This window comes from Uliginosibacterium sangjuense (genome assembly GCF_059132465.1).
In genome coordinates, this window is sequence record NZ_CP101132.1 from 1,343,498 (window position 1) to 1,361,343 (window position 17,846).

The following is a 17,846-nucleotide window of genomic DNA, read 5'->3' on the forward strand; positions in this document are numbered from 1 at the left end:
CTTTTTCTTCCTGGCTGGCGGGGCTCAGCAGGTCGTGTGGTTCAGCAGGGCACGCAAGCCATCGTTGTCTAGGATGCGGATGTACTTTTGCTGCACGCCAATGAGGCCTTCGTCGTGGAACTTGGAGAACGCGCGGCTGACTGTCTCCAGCTTCAGGCCCAAGTAAGAGCCGATTTCCTCGCGTGTCATGCGCAGATGGAACTCAGAGGCCGAGTATCCGCGCTGCTTCATGCGCTGCGACAGGTTCAGCAGGAAGGCCGCGATACGTTCTTCCGCGCGCATCGAGCCGAGCAGGATCATCAGGCTCTGGTCGCGCACGATCTCGCGGCTCATGAATTTGTGGAACTGGTGCTGCAGTGAGCGGATCTCGCGCGACAGCACTTCCAACTGGTCGTAAGGCATCACGCAGACTTCGCAGTCCTCCAGCGCGGTGGCATTGCACACATGTGTGTCGGTGCTGATGCCGTCCATGCCCAAGATCTCGCCTGCCATGTGGAAGCCGGTCACCTGCTCCAGGCCCTCCTCGGTCAGGATGTCGGTCTTGAAGAAGCCGACGCGGATCGCATAGATCGCCTCGAAGGGATCGCCCGCACGGTAGAGCTGCTGGCCGCGCTTGATCTTGCGGCGGGCCACCAGGGCGTCCAGTTTGTGCAGGTCCTGGTCTTCCAGGCCGACTGCCAGGCACAGCTCGCGCAGATTGCACTGTGCGCAGGCGACCCGCAGGTTGTTCGGGGTGAGGGGTGTGCTGACTTTTTGATCCACTTCGGGCCTTTTCTGCAGGTTGATCGCTATCAAGCAAAATAACGGCTCGATCTGCGATTGTCACAGTCCCCAGAGAAAATTCAGAGAGAACATGAGACAGTCCATCGTCTTCGACCCGGAACTGATCCGAAAGTTTGACATTCCGGGACCGCGCTATACGTCCTACCCGACGGCAGACCGCTTCACGGATGCCTTCGATGCTACCGCTTTCGAGCAGCGTCTGGCCGCCCGCGCAAGCGGGGGGATCGAAAGACCGCTCTCATTATATTTCCACATCCCGTTTTGCAACACAGTTTGCTACTACTGTGCCTGCAACAAAATCGTGACAAAGGATCGCACGCTGTCGGGAAGGTACATCGATTACCTTGTGCGCGAGATGGATATGCAGTTGCAGCATCTGTCCGGTCCGCGTCAGGTGGTGCAGATGCATTGGGGTGGTGGAACGCCCACTTTCCTCAACGAAGCCGAGATGCGGCGCCTGGTCGGTGCGATCCGTGAACGCTTCCAACTCAAGCCGGGTGGCGAGTTCTCGATCGAGGTTGATCCACGCAAGGTCGGCGAAGATCAGGTCAGATTGCTGGCTGAACTGGGCTTCAATCGCATGAGCGTCGGCGTCCAGGATTTCGACCCGGTGGTGCAGAAGGCAGTCAATCGCCTGCAGTCTGAAGACGAAACACGCGGCGTGATCGAAGGCGCGCGTGCCCATGGCTTCCGCTCGATCAGCCTGGATCTGATCTATGGACTGCCGTTCCAGACCGTGGCGCGCTTCGAGCAGACGCTGGATCGGGTGCTGGCCCTGCGGCCGGATCGCCTGGCCCTGTACAGCTACGCCCATCTGCCGACCCGCTTCATGCCGCAGCGCCGTATCGCGGCCGAAGACCTGCCCACGCCGGATGACAAGCTGGCGATTTTCGCCCGTGCGCTGGAGCGCCTGTCGGCCGAGGGCTACGTCTACATCGGGATGGACCATTTTGCCCGTCCCGATGACGAACTGGCCGAGGCGCAGCGCCGCGGCTGGCTGCATCGCAACTTCCAGGGCTATTCCACCCATGCTGAATGCGACATGCTGGCCTTTGGCGTGTCGGCGATCGGTCGTGTCGGCGGCGCCTATGTGCAGAACGAGAAGGACACCGAACCGTACTACGCGGCCATTGACCGCGGCGACCTGCCGGTCATGCGTGGCTGGGTCCTCAGTGCCGAAGACTTGATGCGACACGCCATCATCCAGTCGCTGATGTGCCATTTCGAGCTGTCGATGGAGGCCATCGAACAGGGCTTCAACATCAATTTCCGCCACGAGTTCGCGGCTGAGTTGGAAGAATTGCGCGCTTTGGAGCGAGCTGGCCTGGTGACTTTTGAAGATGACTTCATCACCGTCACCGACGCCGGGCGTCTGTTGGTGCGGGCAGTCGCCATGGTGTTCGATCATCACTTGCGGGCTGATCGGGCGCAGCGCCGTTACTCCAGGGTGATCTGAGTCGGCACAGCCTGCCTGCTACCATGACGCTCCTTTGTCTGCGTCATGCGTGTTATGCCTGAGACCGGTTATTTCGCCGTATTCCTGATCGGTTTGCTGGGGGGCGTGCACTGCGTGGGCATGTGTGGCGGCATCGTCAGCGCGCTGAGCGGGCCGCAACCCGGCCGGGGGGGCGCAGGGCTGGCGGTGCATCTGGCCTACAACCTCGGGCGCATCACGACTTATCTGGTGACGGGCGGCGTCGTCGGCGCACTGGGGTCGGCCAGCCTTCTGTTCAACGACTGGCTGCCGGTGCAGATCTCGCTCTACGTGCTGGCCAATGCGATGCTGGTGGCTTTAGGCCTGTACCTGTGCGGCATCACCCGCTTGCTGCAACCCCTGGAGCGGCTTGGTCACGCGGTGTGGCGGCGGATTCAGCCGCTGGGCAAAGGGCTGTTGCCCGTCCGACGCTGGCCTGCGGCCTATCCGGTGGGACTGTTGTGGGGGCTGATTCCGTGTGGGCTGACCTATAGCGTACTGAGCGCTGCTCTGGTGAGCGGTTCAGCCGCCCATGGTGCGGCTCTGATGCTCGCCTTCGGCCTGGGCACCTTGCCCAATCTCTTGCTGGCAGGCATGGCGCTGGTCCGCCTGCGCGCTATGACGCGACATCCCGCCTTGCGTATCGGGAGCGGTCTGCTGGTGGCGGCTTTCGGGGTGTATGGTCTGCTGCATGCCTCGGAGTTGGGCGGGCGCTTGTGGCAGGGCCTGATCTGTGAGCCTGGCCAGGGCTGGCTGGGCATTTGGTGAATCGGGCGTCGTTGACGCCCGGATGTCGGAGGACGAGATGCAGGAGATCGAAATCAAGGTTGCTGGCATGACCTGTGGCGGCTGTGTCCGTGCGGTGACCCGCATCCTGAGCGACCTGGACGGTGTGGTGGAGGCATCGGTCTCACTGGAGCAGGGGACGGCCAAGGTGAGCTACGATGCGGCCCGCCTCCAGCCTGAGCAAATGAAGGCTGCGTTGGTGGCAGGCGGTTTTGCAGGCGAACTGCCGTCTACGTGAATCCCGCATAAGGGCTTTCCCGCTTGCAAGGCGGGCGTAAGCCTCGGCTCCGTATAATGTGCGCTGCACAACAACATACGATAGAGCGCTTCCATGGCCTTCAAGAGCGTCACTCCCGGCACGGACGTCCCCAATGACGTCAATGTGATCGTCGAAATTCCGTCCCATGCCGACCCCATCAAGTACGAGATCGACAAGGACACCGGCACGGTATTCGTCGACCGCTTCATGGGCACCTCGATGTCCTACCCCTGCAACTACGGCTATGTGCCGATGACGATCTCGGGCGACGGTGATCCGGTGGACGTGCTGGTGGTCGCGCCTTTTGCGCTCATCCCAGGCGTGGTGATCCGTTGCCGCCCGGTTGGCGTTCTGCGCATGCAGGACGAGGCGGGCGAGGATTCCAAGGTGCTGGCGGTGCCGATCGGCAAGATTTCTCCTTTATACGAGAAGGTCGAGACCTTTGAGGACCTGCCTTCGCTTCTGCTGCGTCAGATCGAGCACTTTTTCAGCCACTACAAGGACCTGGAAGTGGGCAAATGGGTCAAGGTGCTGGGCTGGGAGGGGCCTGACGCAGCCAAGCAGGAGATCTGGGCGGGCGTGCGCGCCTACCGCGAGACAGCCCAGGAATCGACCGACTGAGTTCTCGGTCTGTGCTGGCGGGGCGTGCTCTCGCTGCGACGCAAGAATTTGCTTTTCTTTTTTGCATCAAGCCTGTACAGTGCGCCCCTTCGCATCACGTGGCCCGTTCTGCGTGATTGCCATGGTTCATCGTCCCTGACCCTCCTTCCTCGCGTCTCCCACACAGCGGAGACATCTTGCGGGTGTCGTTCTGGTTGGCGCCGATGTTTGCGTTAGCCGCGCCCCACCGCGCACGTCACCTGCGGTCATCTGTCGCCCAACTGGCGACCCTCCGTCTTCGCTCGGCCTAGGCCGGTGCGTCGTTACGTGCGCCTTTGCCGCATTGAATGCGGCACAGGAAGAAAACTCATGTCTTTCGAGAATTTTGGTCTTCACGACGCCATCATCAAAGCCGTCAAGACCTCCGGATATACCGAGCCTACGTCTGTCCAGGCGCAGGCCATCCCCGCCTTGCTCAGTGGCGCTGACCTGATGGTCTCAGCCGCCACCGGCAGTGGCAAGACTGCAGCTTTCATGCTGCCTGCATTGCACAAGCTGACCATGGAATCGCCGGTGCGCAGCATCGGTCCGCGCGTGCTGGTGCTGACCCCGACCCGCGAACTGGCGCTGCAAGTGACCAAGGCGGCCGAAACCTACGGCAAGTTCCTCAAGCGTACGCGCGTCGTGTCGGTGGTGGGCGGCATGCCTTACCCGGCGCAGATTCGCCTGCTCAAGCAGCCGCTGGAAGTCCTGGTGGCCACGCCGGGCCGCCTGCTGGACTACATCGAGCGTGGTCGCATCGACTTCTCGCGTCTGGAACTGCTGGTGCTTGACGAAGCCGACCGCATGCTGGACATGGGCTTCATCGAGGACATCGAAGCCATCGCCGAGGCGCTGCCGGCCGAGCGCCAGACCGTCATGTTCTCCGCCACCTTTGGCGGTGCCGTCGGCAAGCTGGCCGCGGGCATGATGAAGGACGCGCAACGCATCGAGCTGGCCAATTCCCAGGATACGCACGAGAACATCGAGCAGCGTCTGCACTTTGCCGACGACGATCGCCACAAGTCGCGCCTGCTGGACCACCTGCTGCGGGGCGAGGGTGTGGATCAGACCATCGTCTTCGCGGCCACCAAGCGCGACACCGAGTTCCTGGCCGACCATCTGGCTGCCAACGGCTTTGCCGCCGCGCCGCTGCATGGCGACATGCCGCAGGCCAAGCGCAACCGCACGCTGACTGGCCTGCGCCGTGGCGAGATCAAGATCCTGGTTGCGACCGACGTGGCCGCGCGTGGTATCGACGTGCCGAGCATCAGCCACGTCATCAACTACGGCATGCCGATGCGTGCCGAAGACTATGTGCACCGCATTGGCCGTACTGGCCGCGCAGGCCGCAATGGCGTGGCGATCACGATTGCCGGCCCGGCTGAGCGCGGCAAGGTGCGCGCCATTGAGCGTTTCACCACCCAGCGCATCGCCGTGCATGAGATTGCTGGTCTTGAGCCCAAGCTCAAGCCCGAGAGTCGTCCGCGCTTCGACCGTGATCGTCGCGGTGGTTTTGGTGGCAAGCCGCGCTTCGAGGATCGCGGCTTCGCGCCGCGCGAAGAGCGTAGTTTTGCTCCGCGTGAGGGGCGCAGCTTCGCCCCTCGTGAAGACCGTGGTTTCGCCCCGCGCGATGGCCGCCAAGAACAGCGTGGCGAAAGCCGCGGCTTCGGCGGCGAGCGCCGAAGCGATTGGCAGGGCGCACCTCGCCCCGCGAGCGGTTTTGGCGGTCGTGAGCAGGGCACTGAGGCGCGTCGCAGCTTTGCCCGCCCGGCGGAAGAGGGGGCTCGTACCAGCCCCCGTCCGGCCGGCGAACGTCCTTACGGGGAGCGTCGCGAAAACCGGGGCTTCGGCGACAACAATCGTCCTCAAGGCGCTTATGGTGAGCGTGCCCGCAGCAACGGCTTTGGCGGCGGCGAAGGTCGGCGTACTTTCAGTGACCGTCCGGCTGCCCCGCGTCGCGACGATACGCGTGCCCCGCGCGCTGCGGGTAGCCGCGAGGAAGGCTGGAGCCAGCGTCCGCAACACCCCGTGGGTGATCGCCCTCGTCATGTCCGCGAAGATGCGGGCCAACAAGCTCCGCGTCGTCGTTTCACTCGCGACTGAGTCGGCGCAGTCAAGGCGTCAGTTGATCCTGACGCCAGAATGAAAAAGGGGTGGCGATAAACGCCACCCCTTTTTGTTTGGTGCTGCTGACCGGAATCGAACTGGTGACCTACTGATTACGAATCAGTTGCTCTACCGACTGAGCTACAGCAGCGAAGTCCGGCATTCTAACTGAAACAGGTAGTACCAGCAACGCACGTATGCCTATTCTCCGATGGTCCGCCAGTTGACGATACGGGGTGTAGAGGGAGTGCGTTGTTTGCCGAGGATCGAGGTGTTTCCGCTTGAGTCGGTTCCAATGAGGACAACGTCATTGCCCGCGCGCGCGAAGTTGAGACCCACGTATCCACCGCTGCCGCCAACCGTACGGACTGCATTGCCTGTGGTGTCTATCAGTACGGATTTGCCGGTTGCCATATCGATCCAGTAGGCCCAGGACTTGAAGCCCGGTTCGCAGGGGTCTGCGGTTGGAAGATCGACAAGCCATGCCAATTGCGACGCATTGCCCTGCATGTAGTGAATCATTCGGGTTGTGGCGGCCACTGGTAAGGCAGGGGTTTGGGGCGGGGTCGGGAAGTCGTAGTACCAGCCATATGGCTGCTTGGATGGAACGCCGACCAGAACGTCCGTAACCTGGGTTAGATCGCCACGCCGATACGGAAGTGTCTTGCCGGCGGGCTGGTTGGTGGAGGAGTAAGGCTGATTCTGATCTCCATCGTGCAGGGCATGCATAGTCTGCGTCTGCGTATTGGGCTTGGATGCCAGGGTCAAGTCGTCGTTATGCAGCGCCTTGCCCGTGCCAACGAAAACGTAGCGCTGAGCATCATTCGCAACATCCACCCAGGGCGGCATCGTAATGGGTAGTGGGTCACCAGCCGCATCGGTCAGGACGGCAAGATGTGTGACTGTGATGACGGGCGTTGCGGACACACTTTTGTGCTTGGGCAGATCGAAGCGCCACACATTGCCCAGGAGGTCGCCGCCGTACACTTCCTTAAAGATGAAGTCCTTGTAGTTTCTGGTGAACCCTGTGAGTTCGGATAAACCTGATGGGGTCGTGGGTGTGCCGACGCCGGTACTTGCTGTGGCGAGAACGGCGCCCGTTTTGGGATGCAATACGAATATTTTTCCAATGCCGGAATTATTGTTGTAGCCACCAGAAACGATGACCACCCAGCCCCAATGCTCAGTCTTGACGACCAAGGGTTCGCCATAAGTAAAGCCCAGATCAGGGTCTGTGAACTCCCAGAGCAGGCGCTTGTTGTAGTTGCCACCCGAGGTCATCGAGGTCTCGGATTCGCCGGAGCCGACCGGTTGGGTGAGATCGAGCGCGTAAATCATTCTGCCGCCCTTGCCCAGGCCACCTACGGCAATTGTGTGCCATTCGGCTGCGCCCGCGCTTTTCCAGTTGTCATCGCCAGCGCGATTGAAATCCACATCGCGCACGGTCGGTGTAGCGTTGACGTAGAAATGGTGCGAGTAATTCTTGCTTGCAAGTGCAGCGATGCCGTCGATCTCGGCGGATCCTGTGGCTTCGATGGTGGGTCCCTCGTACAGTGCCGAAGGCACGTAGGCGAACAATTCCTGACCAGTCGTCGCGTTCAGCACATGCAGCATTCCGTCGTTGGAGCCAACAACCAGTATTGGATTGGCTGCACGGCCCGCTGCGGGTGAAGCTGACCCAGACTTGAATGTGCTGTATCCGGGGTTGAAGTCATCCACACCATACACGGCATCCGGCTCTCCCACATAAACGGCGGAAGAGTCGACGATGTCTCCAAGCAGGGCCTTACGCTCGCGGAAGGGCGGGGTGGCGGGTGCAGTAGCGGTTTCTCCTGTCCGGTCGCCTCGTAGATAGTTAAGCACAGCCTGTTGCTCGGTTGCGGTGCTTCCCAAAGTCGCCAATTGCGTCGGAGCAAGCGCGTTAATCCGGAATGGTGTCGGCTTGAAGGTCTCTACACCATTGACGACACTGTCCAGCCCCATGGTGATGATTTTTCTTCCTTGATCCCAGTTTGTGCCGGCGAACTGGTTGGTAAGTACTGTCCTAGCAGACCATGGTGCAGGCGATGTGGAAATGATCAAATTACCGGCGGAGTCGAAGCCCGTCGTTGAAATGGGATAGACGTCACCGGTCCAATCATTGGGGTCGAATTTCGTCTGGTATGCCGTGACCAGGGCGTTTCTGGGGAAGTTTGCTGTTCCTCCAGAAATGCCAGACCCTGCCGAAATGGTGCCGCCTGCATTTTGGAAGATCGCTGACAGCCCGGAGCGCATCTTGTTGGCATCTGATGCGGGGTAATAATTGTCCGGTACGCGGATTGACGGTGTGCCCGGATTTGAGCAAGTTCCAAGAAGAGTCCGGCAATCGGCTGACCATTCGGTCAATGTATTCGGATAGCTGTTTGCAGGATTGTATGAAGGGAATCCCGTGGCGTTGCCATCGCGAAAACCGCCATATTTGGTTGCCAGGTAATACTGGTTGTAATTTTTGTAGAGCAGATTTTCCAGCACATCTACCCAGTAGGTTTGCACTGTCTGAATCTGATTGGTCGGTTTGGGGCCTGCCAGGGCGCTCACATCGTTGGTATTGGCCCAGAAGGCCAGGCCTGCCATGAAAAAACCGTTCTGGTTACAGCAGCGCCCGACGCTGTTTACTGAGGCGCTGGTGACAAAGTTGTAGCCTGCATTGGTTCCGGTTTCAACGCCACCGATGGTTTGGCGGCCTTCCCAGCCAGCCATGCCGCCGGGCTCTTGTCCAGAGCTGAAAATTTTGGCAGTCCAGGCCTTGACGTCTACGGTTGCACCGGTTGGATCCGTCACAGTGATGACACCGCGTGTGTCTTCGATCGCCGCTTTTGGGGAGTCTGTGGCCGAAATGTTTTTGTCAGCGTGCGTATTGACGTCACCGATCCCGATCACGAAATTCCGATCACACCAGTTCTTGATTGCTGGATACTGAGTCCAGTTGGTGATCATCGGAAAGTAGTCGAGTTCCGCCAGCGAAGGTGTGGCGACAGGGATGGTTGTCAGCGAGGAACCGGATGCCCCAGTGAAATAACGTATAGCTTCGGCATACATTTCTCCAACCGGGTCATGGGATTTGTAGCTCTGTGAGCGGAACCCGAATTTGTTCAGGTAGTTCATTGCTCCTGAGTCTTGTATCGCACCTCCGCCCGCCACCGAGGTGGCACTCGCCAGCGCGGAGTCTGGATTGCGGACATACGCGCCCATATCAGTCAGTTCCGAACTGATATTCTTCATTGGTGCGCGCAAGGCGGCGCCATCCAAATCCGGCCCGCTGGAGCCGGATGCGTACTGTCTATTCAGGTAGCCGAAGATGGCAAAACGGAATTGATCCTTGTACTGCTGCATCAGGCCTTCAGGCTTGTATGCGTAACGAGTGACGCCGTTTGTTACAGTCCGGTAGGTCTTGCAGTTTCCTTCCAGTCCGACGTTGACATTACATACCTCAACGGCCGCGTTAAATATGGCGGCAGGAGTTGGGAAATTGGAGTGACCCGTGGTGGTGGTGTTTGCGACAGCAAAGGTAATGCCACGGGTTAAGCTATCAAATCCAACGGTATTGCTGCGGTTGATGCCTGACACTGCGGGCATGTAAGCCGAGATGGTTCCGGCGACTGAACCTTGAATTCTCCTGACAGGAAAAGTCGCGTCCCCACCTTGACCGTTAGAGTATGCTCGCCTCAGGACGACAAGCGAACTGGAAGTGTCGGTGCTGTCGTAGGGGAGGTCGTAGTTGACAGCAGGTGATGCGTTGGGGTCCACCCACCTGCTTCCGCCGGTCATGGTCCACCGGAAGATGTCGATCGTGCCCATCGTGGCGTAGTTCAGCAGGTTTCCACTCCAGGCGTTGCTGCATTGCCAGCGACCGGAGACGATCGCGGCCATGGAAGCCGGTACAAAATATGTTCCATTGTATGTGTAGCATTTTGCTGGGTCAAAATAGCCGACGAATTCCTTAGTAGGAACAAAGTCGGCCTCTTTGTGTGCAACCCCCAGTGCGGTTGGCCATTCCACCGACGGCGTAAGGATTACGTTCGCTCCGCCGACTGCTTGCGCACTTCCCCAGGCAAGGGGCTGATCGGCCAGTTTGGTTGGCGCGCTCAGCGCGATGGAGGGCAATACTGCGAGCGAAACGCTCAATGCAGAGCGAAGCATTTTCACATAGCTCATGGTTATGCTCCTGCCTCAGTTATTTGAGGGTTGCGATCAGTTGAATGTAGGCCGCGGTCTGGCGCGGTCCGTCCGCACGTACCGTCAATCGGTACAAGGGGCGTGCGTTGGTGCCGGGTGGGGAGCCTAGGCCCTTGGAAGAGCCCGATCCTCGGTAGTCGCCGGATAGATCCGCAATGATGTCCTGTGGTTCGTCGAATACGCAGCGTTCTTTGGTGGCGCTGCCCATTTCGTCACATAGACGATCCAGTAGGAAATAAATATCAACTCTGTTCTGGGCCATTTCAGCCAATGCAGTCGTATTGGTCGTCCAGGAGTTCACTCCGAAATTTGCCTGGTAGGTTGTTTTATTCGCTGGCTGCAGGATTGACGGAATGCCATCTGTTCCGGTTTCGAGCATGATCGGCGAGTAGTTGTATTTATTGATGGAGGGAGTACAGCCTGTGCTGGTGCAGCCAAAATCCGTGTTGGCCGTGAAGGTGGCATCCCTGAGTGCGGTGATCAGGGTTTGCGCGACGACGCTGGCACGTGCGGCCGCATCTCTCTTGAAGCCGATGTTGGCGGACAGCAGCGTGGCAGTGTCGACGGAGCGGAGGAGCCCTACGCTGGCCAGCGTCATCGCGGTGAGGATGACGAGCGTAATGATGAGGATGGCGCCACGCTGCCGTTTGCATCCGTTCGGGTAATGGCTGGTCATCACAGGGACCTCGGGTTGTGCAGGGGAACCGTGACATCGAACACCTGGTACTGGTAGCGCGCAGCATTGCCGGCCATGACGATGGGCGGGTAGGCAGGGACGCGATCAGGAAACAGGGTCACGGTCTGGTTACCACCATCGAAGCCCGCCAATTGCGAACTTCTGACGACGTAGTTGATCCGGATGGCGATGATCTGCGAAAGCACGCTGGCGGAGGCTTGCGTTCCGTTCAGCAGCGTGGCTGGTGCCAGTGCGCCCACGGGCTCTTGCCATTCCGCATTCGAGATGATGTTGTTGTTGTCTGCATCGAAGCCATAAAGCACCTTCAGCGCTACGACGTTCTCCGCGATGATCTGTGGCGCCGGATTGACCGCTAACAGGTCCAGCGACATGAGGGAGGCTGTATTGGCGTCCACGGTGAGCCCGAGCAGCGCGGGGGCCTGACCGATGTTTCGAATGAAGAACGGGGCGCCAGTGTTGGGAGGCTGACCGTAATTTGCGGCCAGTGCTACCGAGTTGGGGGCAAGACCTACGGCGCGTGAACCGAGGCCGGGAATGATGGGACGTAGCGCGGTCGGGACGAAAGTGGAAGCAACGCGGACAAGATTGCAGTCATTGACGTTGGCGGCGCCTTCCAGCGGCGGATAGGACAGGAGGTAGTCGTTGGGGCTGAATCCGATGGCTGGGTTGGGTGAAATCTGGAGTTCCGTATTGAACGTGGCACCAAAGTCCTGGCTGGACCCGGCGGGTCTGCCGATCGAAATCACCATGGTGTCGATATCTGGATTGACCCCAGTAGCAGAGCCACTGATTGCAATGGCCGGAGCAAGGCGCAGTGGGATTGGTATGAATTGGAAAGGGTTGGGAAATGCACCGGGGCGTGGGTGGGTGACCACGCCTGCCATGGTGGCATTGAGACGGCACCCCCAGATGCCCTCTGCTGCCGTCAGTGCAGACCCAGATTCCTCCAGCGTTCGGGAAAGGTAGCGGGACAGGACGTTACCGGTCTGCTGCGCATCGCTGGCGCCTTGCGTAGCCCGGGCAAAAACCTGATTGTTCGAGAAAGTCTGCAGAATAATGACGGCAGCGACCATGGCGATCGCCATGCCGATCATGATCTCAATTAGGCTGATCCCGGAGCATGCCGGCCTTTTGGTAACGCGACGCGCGTGAAGGGTATCCATGCTATTCAATGAACGCGGTGGTGACGTACCTGCCTTGTTCGGCAGTCTGGATGGCGGTGGCGGTGGCTGTGGTGGTCGCCGCTGCCGTGCCGGGGCCGTGCCATTCGATCGTGACGTTGGCGAGGAAGGCACCCAGGCCACCGGGGACGGTAAGGTCTTGCGTGATGGTCACTCTTGCCGCCGCACCTGGGAGCCGGTTTGCCGCCGCATTGAGCCGGGAGGCGGTCCAGGCGTTCAGAGCCGCACCGCCCGTTGAATAACTGGCAGCCAGCGTTGCGCGATCGGCGAGCCGCATGCGGGAGATCAATTCGTCTGCGTACAACGCAGCTTCGGTGCGATAGCGGGCGTCAGCAGTCAGCTTTGTGCTGGAGGCCTGGAAGGCGATGACCCCGAGTATTCCCAACGAGAATATCAGGAGCGCGATCATCGCCTCGAGCAGCATGAAACCTTTGGCGTGGTGGCGTTGCATGAAAGATCCCTCAGGGCGCATTGCAGTTGTTGACGATCGGGGTGTTGGCACAACTGGCGAGATTGGCGGCTGAGACTGACGGGTTGCAAACCTTAACCGCACCGGCGGGGGTGATATACACGCAGCGGGCGGAGCGAACCGAAGGGTCGGTGTTACGCACGTCGAAAATCACCGGCGCGCCCAACTGAGCCCCTGCGGTCGTCATGACCTGGCCGAATCCATTGAAGCGCAAGGCATTGGCTGCAGCGGTGCTGGTGCTAAGCGTGGCCCTCGCGGCATCTGCAGAAATATCGGCAGCGACAATCACACTGTTGTCCGAGGCGAGCCGGATGACCCAGGACTGCCAGCCCGTGGTGCCTGCCGTGGCTGGCGTGGCCGAAGTGACGGCGTTGGCCGCGACGCTGACCAGCAGGAAATCCACCGCAGCATTCCGGCGAACCGCTTCGGCCTGGGCCTGGCGCAAGCCGTTTTGGATCGTTTCGGCGGCCGTGTTCACGCCTGCCCGTGCAATCCAGTTGCCCAGACTAGGTACGCCGATGCCAAGCAGGATCGCGATGAGTGCGACCGTCACCATCAGTTCGATCAGGGTGAAGCCATTTGAGCGGGACGTGCTCATCAGCAGCCCCCCCCTCGCTTCATGATCCAGCAGTTTGTCGAACTACTGCCAAAGCCGGTCGAGGTTTTCTGGCCACTCTGGTTGATGGTGTAGACGTAGCCGACATCGACATTACCGTTGGCCGTCAAGATGAAGGTGTCGGCGGTCGGCGCGCGGCAGGTGACGGTAAAGGCCCTGTCGGGCGTGTCCCAATTCGTCAGGCAGGGAGAGTTGGCCGCGTTGAAATCCCGGTTTGATCCGTAGAACTGCTCAAGGCGGATTTTGAGTTCCGACAGGAACTGGGTTGCGCCAGCGACGCGGCCGCGCCGGATGTAGTCTGTGTAGGCAGGCACGGCCAAGCTCGCCAGAATGGCAATGATGGCCACGGTGATCAAGAGTTCGATAAGGGTGAAGCCTTTTTGTCGCGCCATGGTTAGTCTCCCTCTCAGTACAGTCTGGAATGCGGTTTTGTCAATTTTGACAGAGTCCGGACGGGCGGACGATTAGAAGGGGCGAGTGGCTGTCCTTCTTAACACATGAGCAACGCATCGTCCCAGCAATGTCTTGATTGATCAAATCGTGCAAAGTGACGTGTACCAGTCGGGTAGTCAGTCTTGTGACCATTATCGTCAGGCAGGTGTCGTTTTTTGACCTCCTTCAGATGGGCGCCGCCCGTGAGCGGAACAGCGGACCCAGGATTCCCCCGAATGGTAGGTGGGTTAAGCTGAGGTGGATTGGTTTTCGGAGTGAGTGTGTGTCGCGAACATTCCTTGTCGCGTCTGTCGTGTCGTTCGTTATCCATGCCGTCGGTTGGTGGTTTTGGATGGAATCGGAGGACGTGGAGTTTGGTGCAACTCCTGGCGCACCTGCTCGTTTCCACGTGTGGCTACCCGCGGCGGACGACCCCCTGGCTGGCGAGCCCGGCCCACGGCCTGGCGCGGAGGTGGACCGGACCGCGGCGGAACCTGCACGCATGCCCGCCAGTGCTCAAGCGGATATCGATACGAAAGTTGAGCCGCTTGACGAGCGCGAGTATTGGGCGCTCAAGGATCTAGATGAACCGCCTATCCCCCCGGACGGACTGGATTTCGAGCTGCCTCTAAAGGATCTGCCGGTGCCTACGACGCGTGCCCAAGCCTGGGTGTTCATCGACCAGGAGGGAAAGGTACGCGGTGTCCGCTGGGTTGGGGCCAGGGGCGCGCCTTGGGTGGTTGCGCGATTGGATGCCTACATCCGGTCCTTGCGCTTCACGCCGGCAAGGAAGCAGGGCGCCGCGGTGGCAAGTCGGCTGGGCTTTGAGCTGGCCTTTGGCGATCTGGCGGTCGCGCCCGAGAACCTGATCGTGATACCGACTGGGCCTTTGCCCCCTAGCGTAGCAGGGCCGCCTGAAGGCGCTCGATAAATAACCGGAGCGCCACGCGCGCCAGGCCCTGGGGCGGAGTGACTGCCTGGATCTTCACGGGGGGCGGTTCGAAATCCTGCAGCGTTCTGGTCAGCCTCCCCTCATCGAGATCCTGACGGACTTCCCACATCGAACGCCAAGCGATGCCTAAGCCTGCCAGTGCCCACTCCCGGAGCACTGCGCCATCCGAGCATACGAAACGGCCCCGCAGGCGTAGGTTGGTGACGCCGGCCTTGCCTGGCATGCCGAACAGCCAGCCTTGCTGATGCGGGAGCAATAGACAGGCGTGCCGTGACAGATCGGTGGGTGTGCTGGGGTGCCCATGAGTGGAAAAGTAGTCTGGACTGGCAACGAAAACACGCTTGTTTTCCAGCAGCTTGGTCACGACCAGATGAGTGTCGCCCACCTCCCCAAAGCGGATCGCGCAATCGAAGCCTTCGGCGGCGACGTCGACGATGCGATCTGTGAGTTCAAGGCTTACACTGACTTTATTGTGCGCTGCAAGAAACTCTTGCACGATGGGGGCGATGTAACGCCGGCCGAAGCCGGCGGGGGCGGTGATCTTGAGGTGGCCGGCGGGATGGGTGCGTCCCTGGCTGGCCGTGGCTTCGGCGTTGGCGAGGTCGGCCAGGATGCGTTGGCAGTGCTCCAGGAAGAACTGGCCTTCGGTGGTGAGCGTGAGGCGCCGCGTGCTGCGGGCCAGCAGCTTGACGCCCAGACGCTGCTCCAGGGCGTCCAACCGGCGCCCGATGATGGCCGGGCTGACGCCCTCGCTGCGGGCGACGGCCGACAGGCTGCCCAGGCGCGCGGCATCGACAAAGCAGGAGATTTCCTTAAAGCGGTCCATTTTGTACTTTTTGTACATAAAGAGTTGATTGTTTCTTGGATTCTATACATTTCGTGGCATTGCTAGACTCGCCACATTCGTTCATGGAGGGTGTGTGATGAAGCTGGATCTACCGACGGGCATGCAGATCAACGCGCCGCTGCAAGCGGGTTTCGAGCAGGTGCTGACGCCAGGGGCGCTGGCATTGGTGGCCAAGCTTCATCGGACGTTTGAAGCGCGCCGGCAGGCCTTGCTGGCAGCGCGTGTCGAGCGCCAGAAGGCTTTGGATGCGGGCGCGAAGCCGGACTTCCTGCCGGAGACGAAGGCGGTGCGCGAGGGTGAGTGGAAGATCGCGCCGCTGCCCAAGGCCTTGGAATGCCGTCGTGTCGAGATCACCGGCCCGGTCGAGCGCAAGATGATCATCAATGCGCTGAACTCGGGGGCGGATTCGTACATGACCGACTTCGAGGATTCCAACACGCCGAACTGGTTCAACCAGATCCAGGGTCAGATCAACCTGATTGACGCGGTGCGCGGCACGATCTCGCTGGAGCAGAGCGGCAAGTCGTACAAGCTCAATGACAAGGTGGCCACGCTGCTGGTGCGTCCGCGTGGCTGGCATCTGGATGAGAAACATGTGCTGGTCGACGGCCAGCGTGTGTCAGGCGGCATCTTCGACTTCGCGCTGTTTCTGTTCCACAACGCGAAGGAGCAGATCGCGCGTGGCGCCGGGCCGTTCTTCTATCTGCCCAAGATGGAGAGCCACCTGGAGGCGCGCCTGTGGAACGACATCTTCTGCATGGCGCAGGACGAGATCGGCATTCCGCGCGGCACGATCAAGGCGACGGTGCTGATCGAGACCATCCTGGCCGCCTTCGAGATGGAAGAGATCCTGTACGAGCTGCGCGAGCACAGCGCGGGCCTGAATGCGGGGCGCTGGGACTACATCTTTTCCTGCATCAAGAAGTTCAAGACCAACCGCGATTTCTGTCTGGCCAACCGCGGCAGCATCACGATGACCGTGCCCTTCATGCGTGCCTATGCGCTGAGTCTGGTGAAGGCCTGCCACAAGCGCGGCGCGCCGGCGATCGGTGGCATGAGCGCGCTGATTCCGATCAAGAGTGATCCCGAGGCCAACGAGAAGGCGCTGGCCGGCATCCGCGCCGACAAGACGCGCGATGCCGGCGACGGTTTCGACGGTGGCTGGGTGGCGCACCCGGGGCTGGTGTCCATCGCCATGGAAGAGTTCGTCAAGGTGCTGGGCGACAAGCCGAACCAGTGGAGCAAGCAGCGTGAGGACGTCAGCTACGGCGCGGCCGACCTGCTGAACTTCGTGCCCGAGGCGCCGATCACGGAAGTCGGCCTGCGCAACAACATCAACGTCGGCATCCACTACCTCGGCTCCTGGCTGGCTGGCAACGGCTGCGTCCCGATCCACAACCTGATGGAAGATGCGGCCACGGCCGAGATCAGCCGCTCGCAGGTGTGGCAGTGGGTGCGCTCGCCCAAGGGCGTGCTGGAAGATGGTCGCAAGGTCACGGCCGAGCTGGTCAAGGGGCTGATCCCGGAAGAGCTGGCCAAGGTGAAGGCAACCGTGACGGCGCAGGGCGAAGCGGTGGGCACGTATGAGCGCGCGGCGGAGATCTTCGAGACCATGTCGCTGGCCGAGGACTACCCGGAATTCCTCACCCTGCCGCTGTACGAGAAGTTGGACTGAGCCGGGCGGGGAAGCCCTGATGGCGTGCGGACCGGGCGTGCGTAGCATGCGCGCATGCCCGATTCCGCGCGCCTGAAGCTCGAATACTGGCGGCGAACCCGCCGCATCACCCTTGGCCTGTTGCTGCTGTGGGGGCTGGCGACCGTGGCCTGCTGCCTGTACGCCAACGAATTGAATCAGATCGTGGTGATGGGCTTTCCGCTGGGTTTCTACATGGCGGCGCAGGGCTTGTTGCTGTGGTTTCTCGCCATCGTCGGCTTCTACGCGCTCTACATGGACCGGCTGGAAGCCTCCCTGCGCAGGCCAGCTGAGACTCCGGGCGCGGGCGGAAACGCCTGATCGGCTTGCGCGGGCTTTGCATTTGTGGTCCAAAAACAGTAAATTAGCGCGCTTTGCTGCCGGCGCTCCGGTGGCGCTGTGTCGAGCAAATTCCCTTTCGGAGAAGATTCATGGCCTCTACCGCCAACCGTACTCGCCGTTCCTCCATGGAGCGCCGCTGCCTGAGCAAGTCCTCCAAGCGCCTGTTCCGCAAGTCCACCCGTGCCCTGCGCCGCGTGGTGTACGAAGCCGAATGCCATCAGAAGGCACGCAAGCCCCTGTAATCCGGGCGTCTTGCACCGTGAAAACCCCGCTGCGGCGGGGTTTTTCTTTTCCTGCGCCTGGGCGGCGCCGAATGTTGCGGCGCAGTATTCGGATTTCCACAGCTTGATCT

17 protein-coding genes and 1 tRNA gene are annotated in these 17,846 nt (G+C 60.6%); 9 read left to right on the forward strand and 9 right to left on the reverse strand.

The window, feature by feature from the left end:
• Nucleotides 1-24: 24 nt before the first annotated feature.
• Nucleotides 25-762 carry a fumarate/nitrate reduction transcriptional regulator Fnr gene (gene fnr / locus NMB43_RS06150; RefSeq protein WP_494351270.1) on the reverse strand — a complete coding sequence of 246 codons (738 nt, stop codon included), beginning with the start codon at nt 760-762 and terminating at the stop codon, nt 25-27.
• Between the two features lie 91 nt (nt 763-853).
• Here fnr and hemN point away from each other — a divergent pair, with 91 nt between their 5' ends.
• From hemN to NMB43_RS06175, 5 genes are all read left to right on the forward strand, one after another.
• Nucleotides 854-2,239: an oxygen-independent coproporphyrinogen III oxidase gene (gene hemN / locus NMB43_RS06155; protein ID WP_494351271.1), complete on the forward strand. Its 1,386-nt coding sequence runs from the start codon at nt 854-856 to the stop codon at nt 2,237-2,239.
• A 54-nt stretch (nt 2,240-2,293) separates the two neighbouring features.
• Nucleotides 2,294-3,025: a sulfite exporter TauE/SafE family protein gene (locus NMB43_RS06160; protein WP_494351272.1), complete on the forward strand. Its 732-nt coding sequence runs from the start codon at nt 2,294-2,296 to the stop codon at nt 3,023-3,025.
• Nucleotides 3,026-3,062: 37 nt separating this feature from the next.
• Nucleotides 3,063-3,281 carry a heavy-metal-associated domain-containing protein gene (locus NMB43_RS06165; protein ID WP_494351273.1) on the forward strand — a complete coding sequence of 73 codons (219 nt, stop codon included), beginning with the start codon at nt 3,063-3,065 and terminating at the stop codon, nt 3,279-3,281.
• 93 nt (nt 3,282-3,374) lie between these two features.
• Nucleotides 3,375-3,923: an inorganic diphosphatase gene (gene ppa, locus NMB43_RS06170; protein WP_494351274.1), complete on the forward strand. Its 549-nt coding sequence runs from the start codon at nt 3,375-3,377 to the stop codon at nt 3,921-3,923.
• Nucleotides 3,924-4,271: 348 nt separating this feature from the next.
• The gene (locus tag NMB43_RS06175; RefSeq protein ID WP_494351275.1) at nt 4,272-6,047 is read left to right on the forward strand and encodes a DEAD/DEAH box helicase; all 1,776 of its coding nucleotides are present in this window, start codon (nt 4,272-4,274) and stop codon (nt 6,045-6,047) included.
• A 78-nt stretch (nt 6,048-6,125) separates the two neighbouring features.
• Here NMB43_RS06175 and NMB43_RS06180 read toward each other — a convergent pair.
• From NMB43_RS06180 to NMB43_RS06210, 7 genes are all read right to left on the reverse strand, one after another.
• Nucleotides 6,126-6,201: transfer RNA gene (locus NMB43_RS06180), tRNA-Thr, on the reverse strand.
• Nucleotides 6,202-6,251: 50 nt separating this feature from the next.
• Nucleotides 6,252-10,244, reverse strand: a complete 3,993-nt coding sequence (locus NMB43_RS06185; RefSeq protein WP_494351276.1) for a pilus assembly protein — start codon at nt 10,242-10,244, stop codon at nt 6,252-6,254.
• Nucleotides 10,245-10,263: 19 nt separating this feature from the next.
• Entirely contained in the window at nt 10,264-10,941 is a 678-nt protein-coding gene (locus NMB43_RS06190) for a pilus assembly PilX family protein (RefSeq protein ID WP_494351277.1), read from the reverse strand.
• Nucleotides 10,941-12,125 (reverse strand): PilW family protein, encoded by a 1,185-nt coding sequence (locus tag NMB43_RS06195; RefSeq protein WP_494351278.1) that lies wholly within the window; start codon nt 12,123-12,125, stop codon nt 10,941-10,943. Before NMB43_RS06195 ends, NMB43_RS06190 begins: the two co-directional genes overlap by 1 nt.
• 1 nt (nt 12,126) lies before the next feature.
• Entirely contained in the window at nt 12,127-12,594 is a 468-nt protein-coding gene (pilV, locus tag NMB43_RS06200) for a type IV pilus modification protein PilV (protein WP_494351279.1), read from the reverse strand.
• A 10-nt stretch (nt 12,595-12,604) separates the two neighbouring features.
• Nucleotides 12,605-13,210, reverse strand: a complete 606-nt coding sequence (locus tag NMB43_RS06205; RefSeq protein WP_494351280.1) for a GspH/FimT family pseudopilin — start codon at nt 13,208-13,210, stop codon at nt 12,605-12,607.
• On the reverse strand, nt 13,210-13,620 hold the full coding sequence (locus NMB43_RS06210) for a type IV pilin protein (protein ID WP_494351281.1): 411 nt from the start codon (nt 13,618-13,620) through the stop codon (nt 13,210-13,212). The genes NMB43_RS06205 and NMB43_RS06210 overlap by 1 nt, the downstream gene beginning before the upstream one ends.
• A 542-nt stretch (nt 13,621-14,162) precedes the next feature.
• On the opposite strand from NMB43_RS06210, the gene NMB43_RS06215 reads away from it, so the two are divergent.
• Entirely contained in the window at nt 14,163-14,591 is a 429-nt protein-coding gene (locus NMB43_RS06215) for a hypothetical protein (RefSeq protein WP_494351282.1), read from the forward strand.
• Here NMB43_RS06215 and NMB43_RS06220 read toward each other — a convergent pair.
• Entirely contained in the window at nt 14,557-15,438 is an 882-nt protein-coding gene (locus NMB43_RS06220) for a LysR family transcriptional regulator (RefSeq protein WP_494351283.1), read from the reverse strand. The genes NMB43_RS06215 and NMB43_RS06220 overlap by 35 nt on opposite strands.
• 97 nt (nt 15,439-15,535) lie before the next feature.
• On the opposite strand from NMB43_RS06220, the gene aceB reads away from it, so the two are divergent.
• From aceB to NMB43_RS06235, 3 genes are all read left to right on the forward strand, one after another.
• Complete coding sequence (gene aceB, locus NMB43_RS06225) at nt 15,536-17,134, forward strand: malate synthase A (protein WP_494351284.1); 1,599 nt, start codon at nt 15,536-15,538, stop codon at nt 17,132-17,134.
• A 54-nt stretch (nt 17,135-17,188) separates the two neighbouring features.
• On the forward strand, nt 17,189-17,473 hold the full coding sequence (locus NMB43_RS06230; protein WP_494351285.1) for a DUF4212 domain-containing protein: 285 nt from the start codon (nt 17,189-17,191) through the stop codon (nt 17,471-17,473).
• Nucleotides 17,474-17,583: 110 nt separating this feature from the next.
• Nucleotides 17,584-17,736 (forward strand): hypothetical protein, encoded by a 153-nt coding sequence (locus NMB43_RS06235; protein ID WP_494351286.1) that lies wholly within the window; start codon nt 17,584-17,586, stop codon nt 17,734-17,736.
• Nucleotides 17,737-17,846 lie beyond the last annotated feature (110 nt).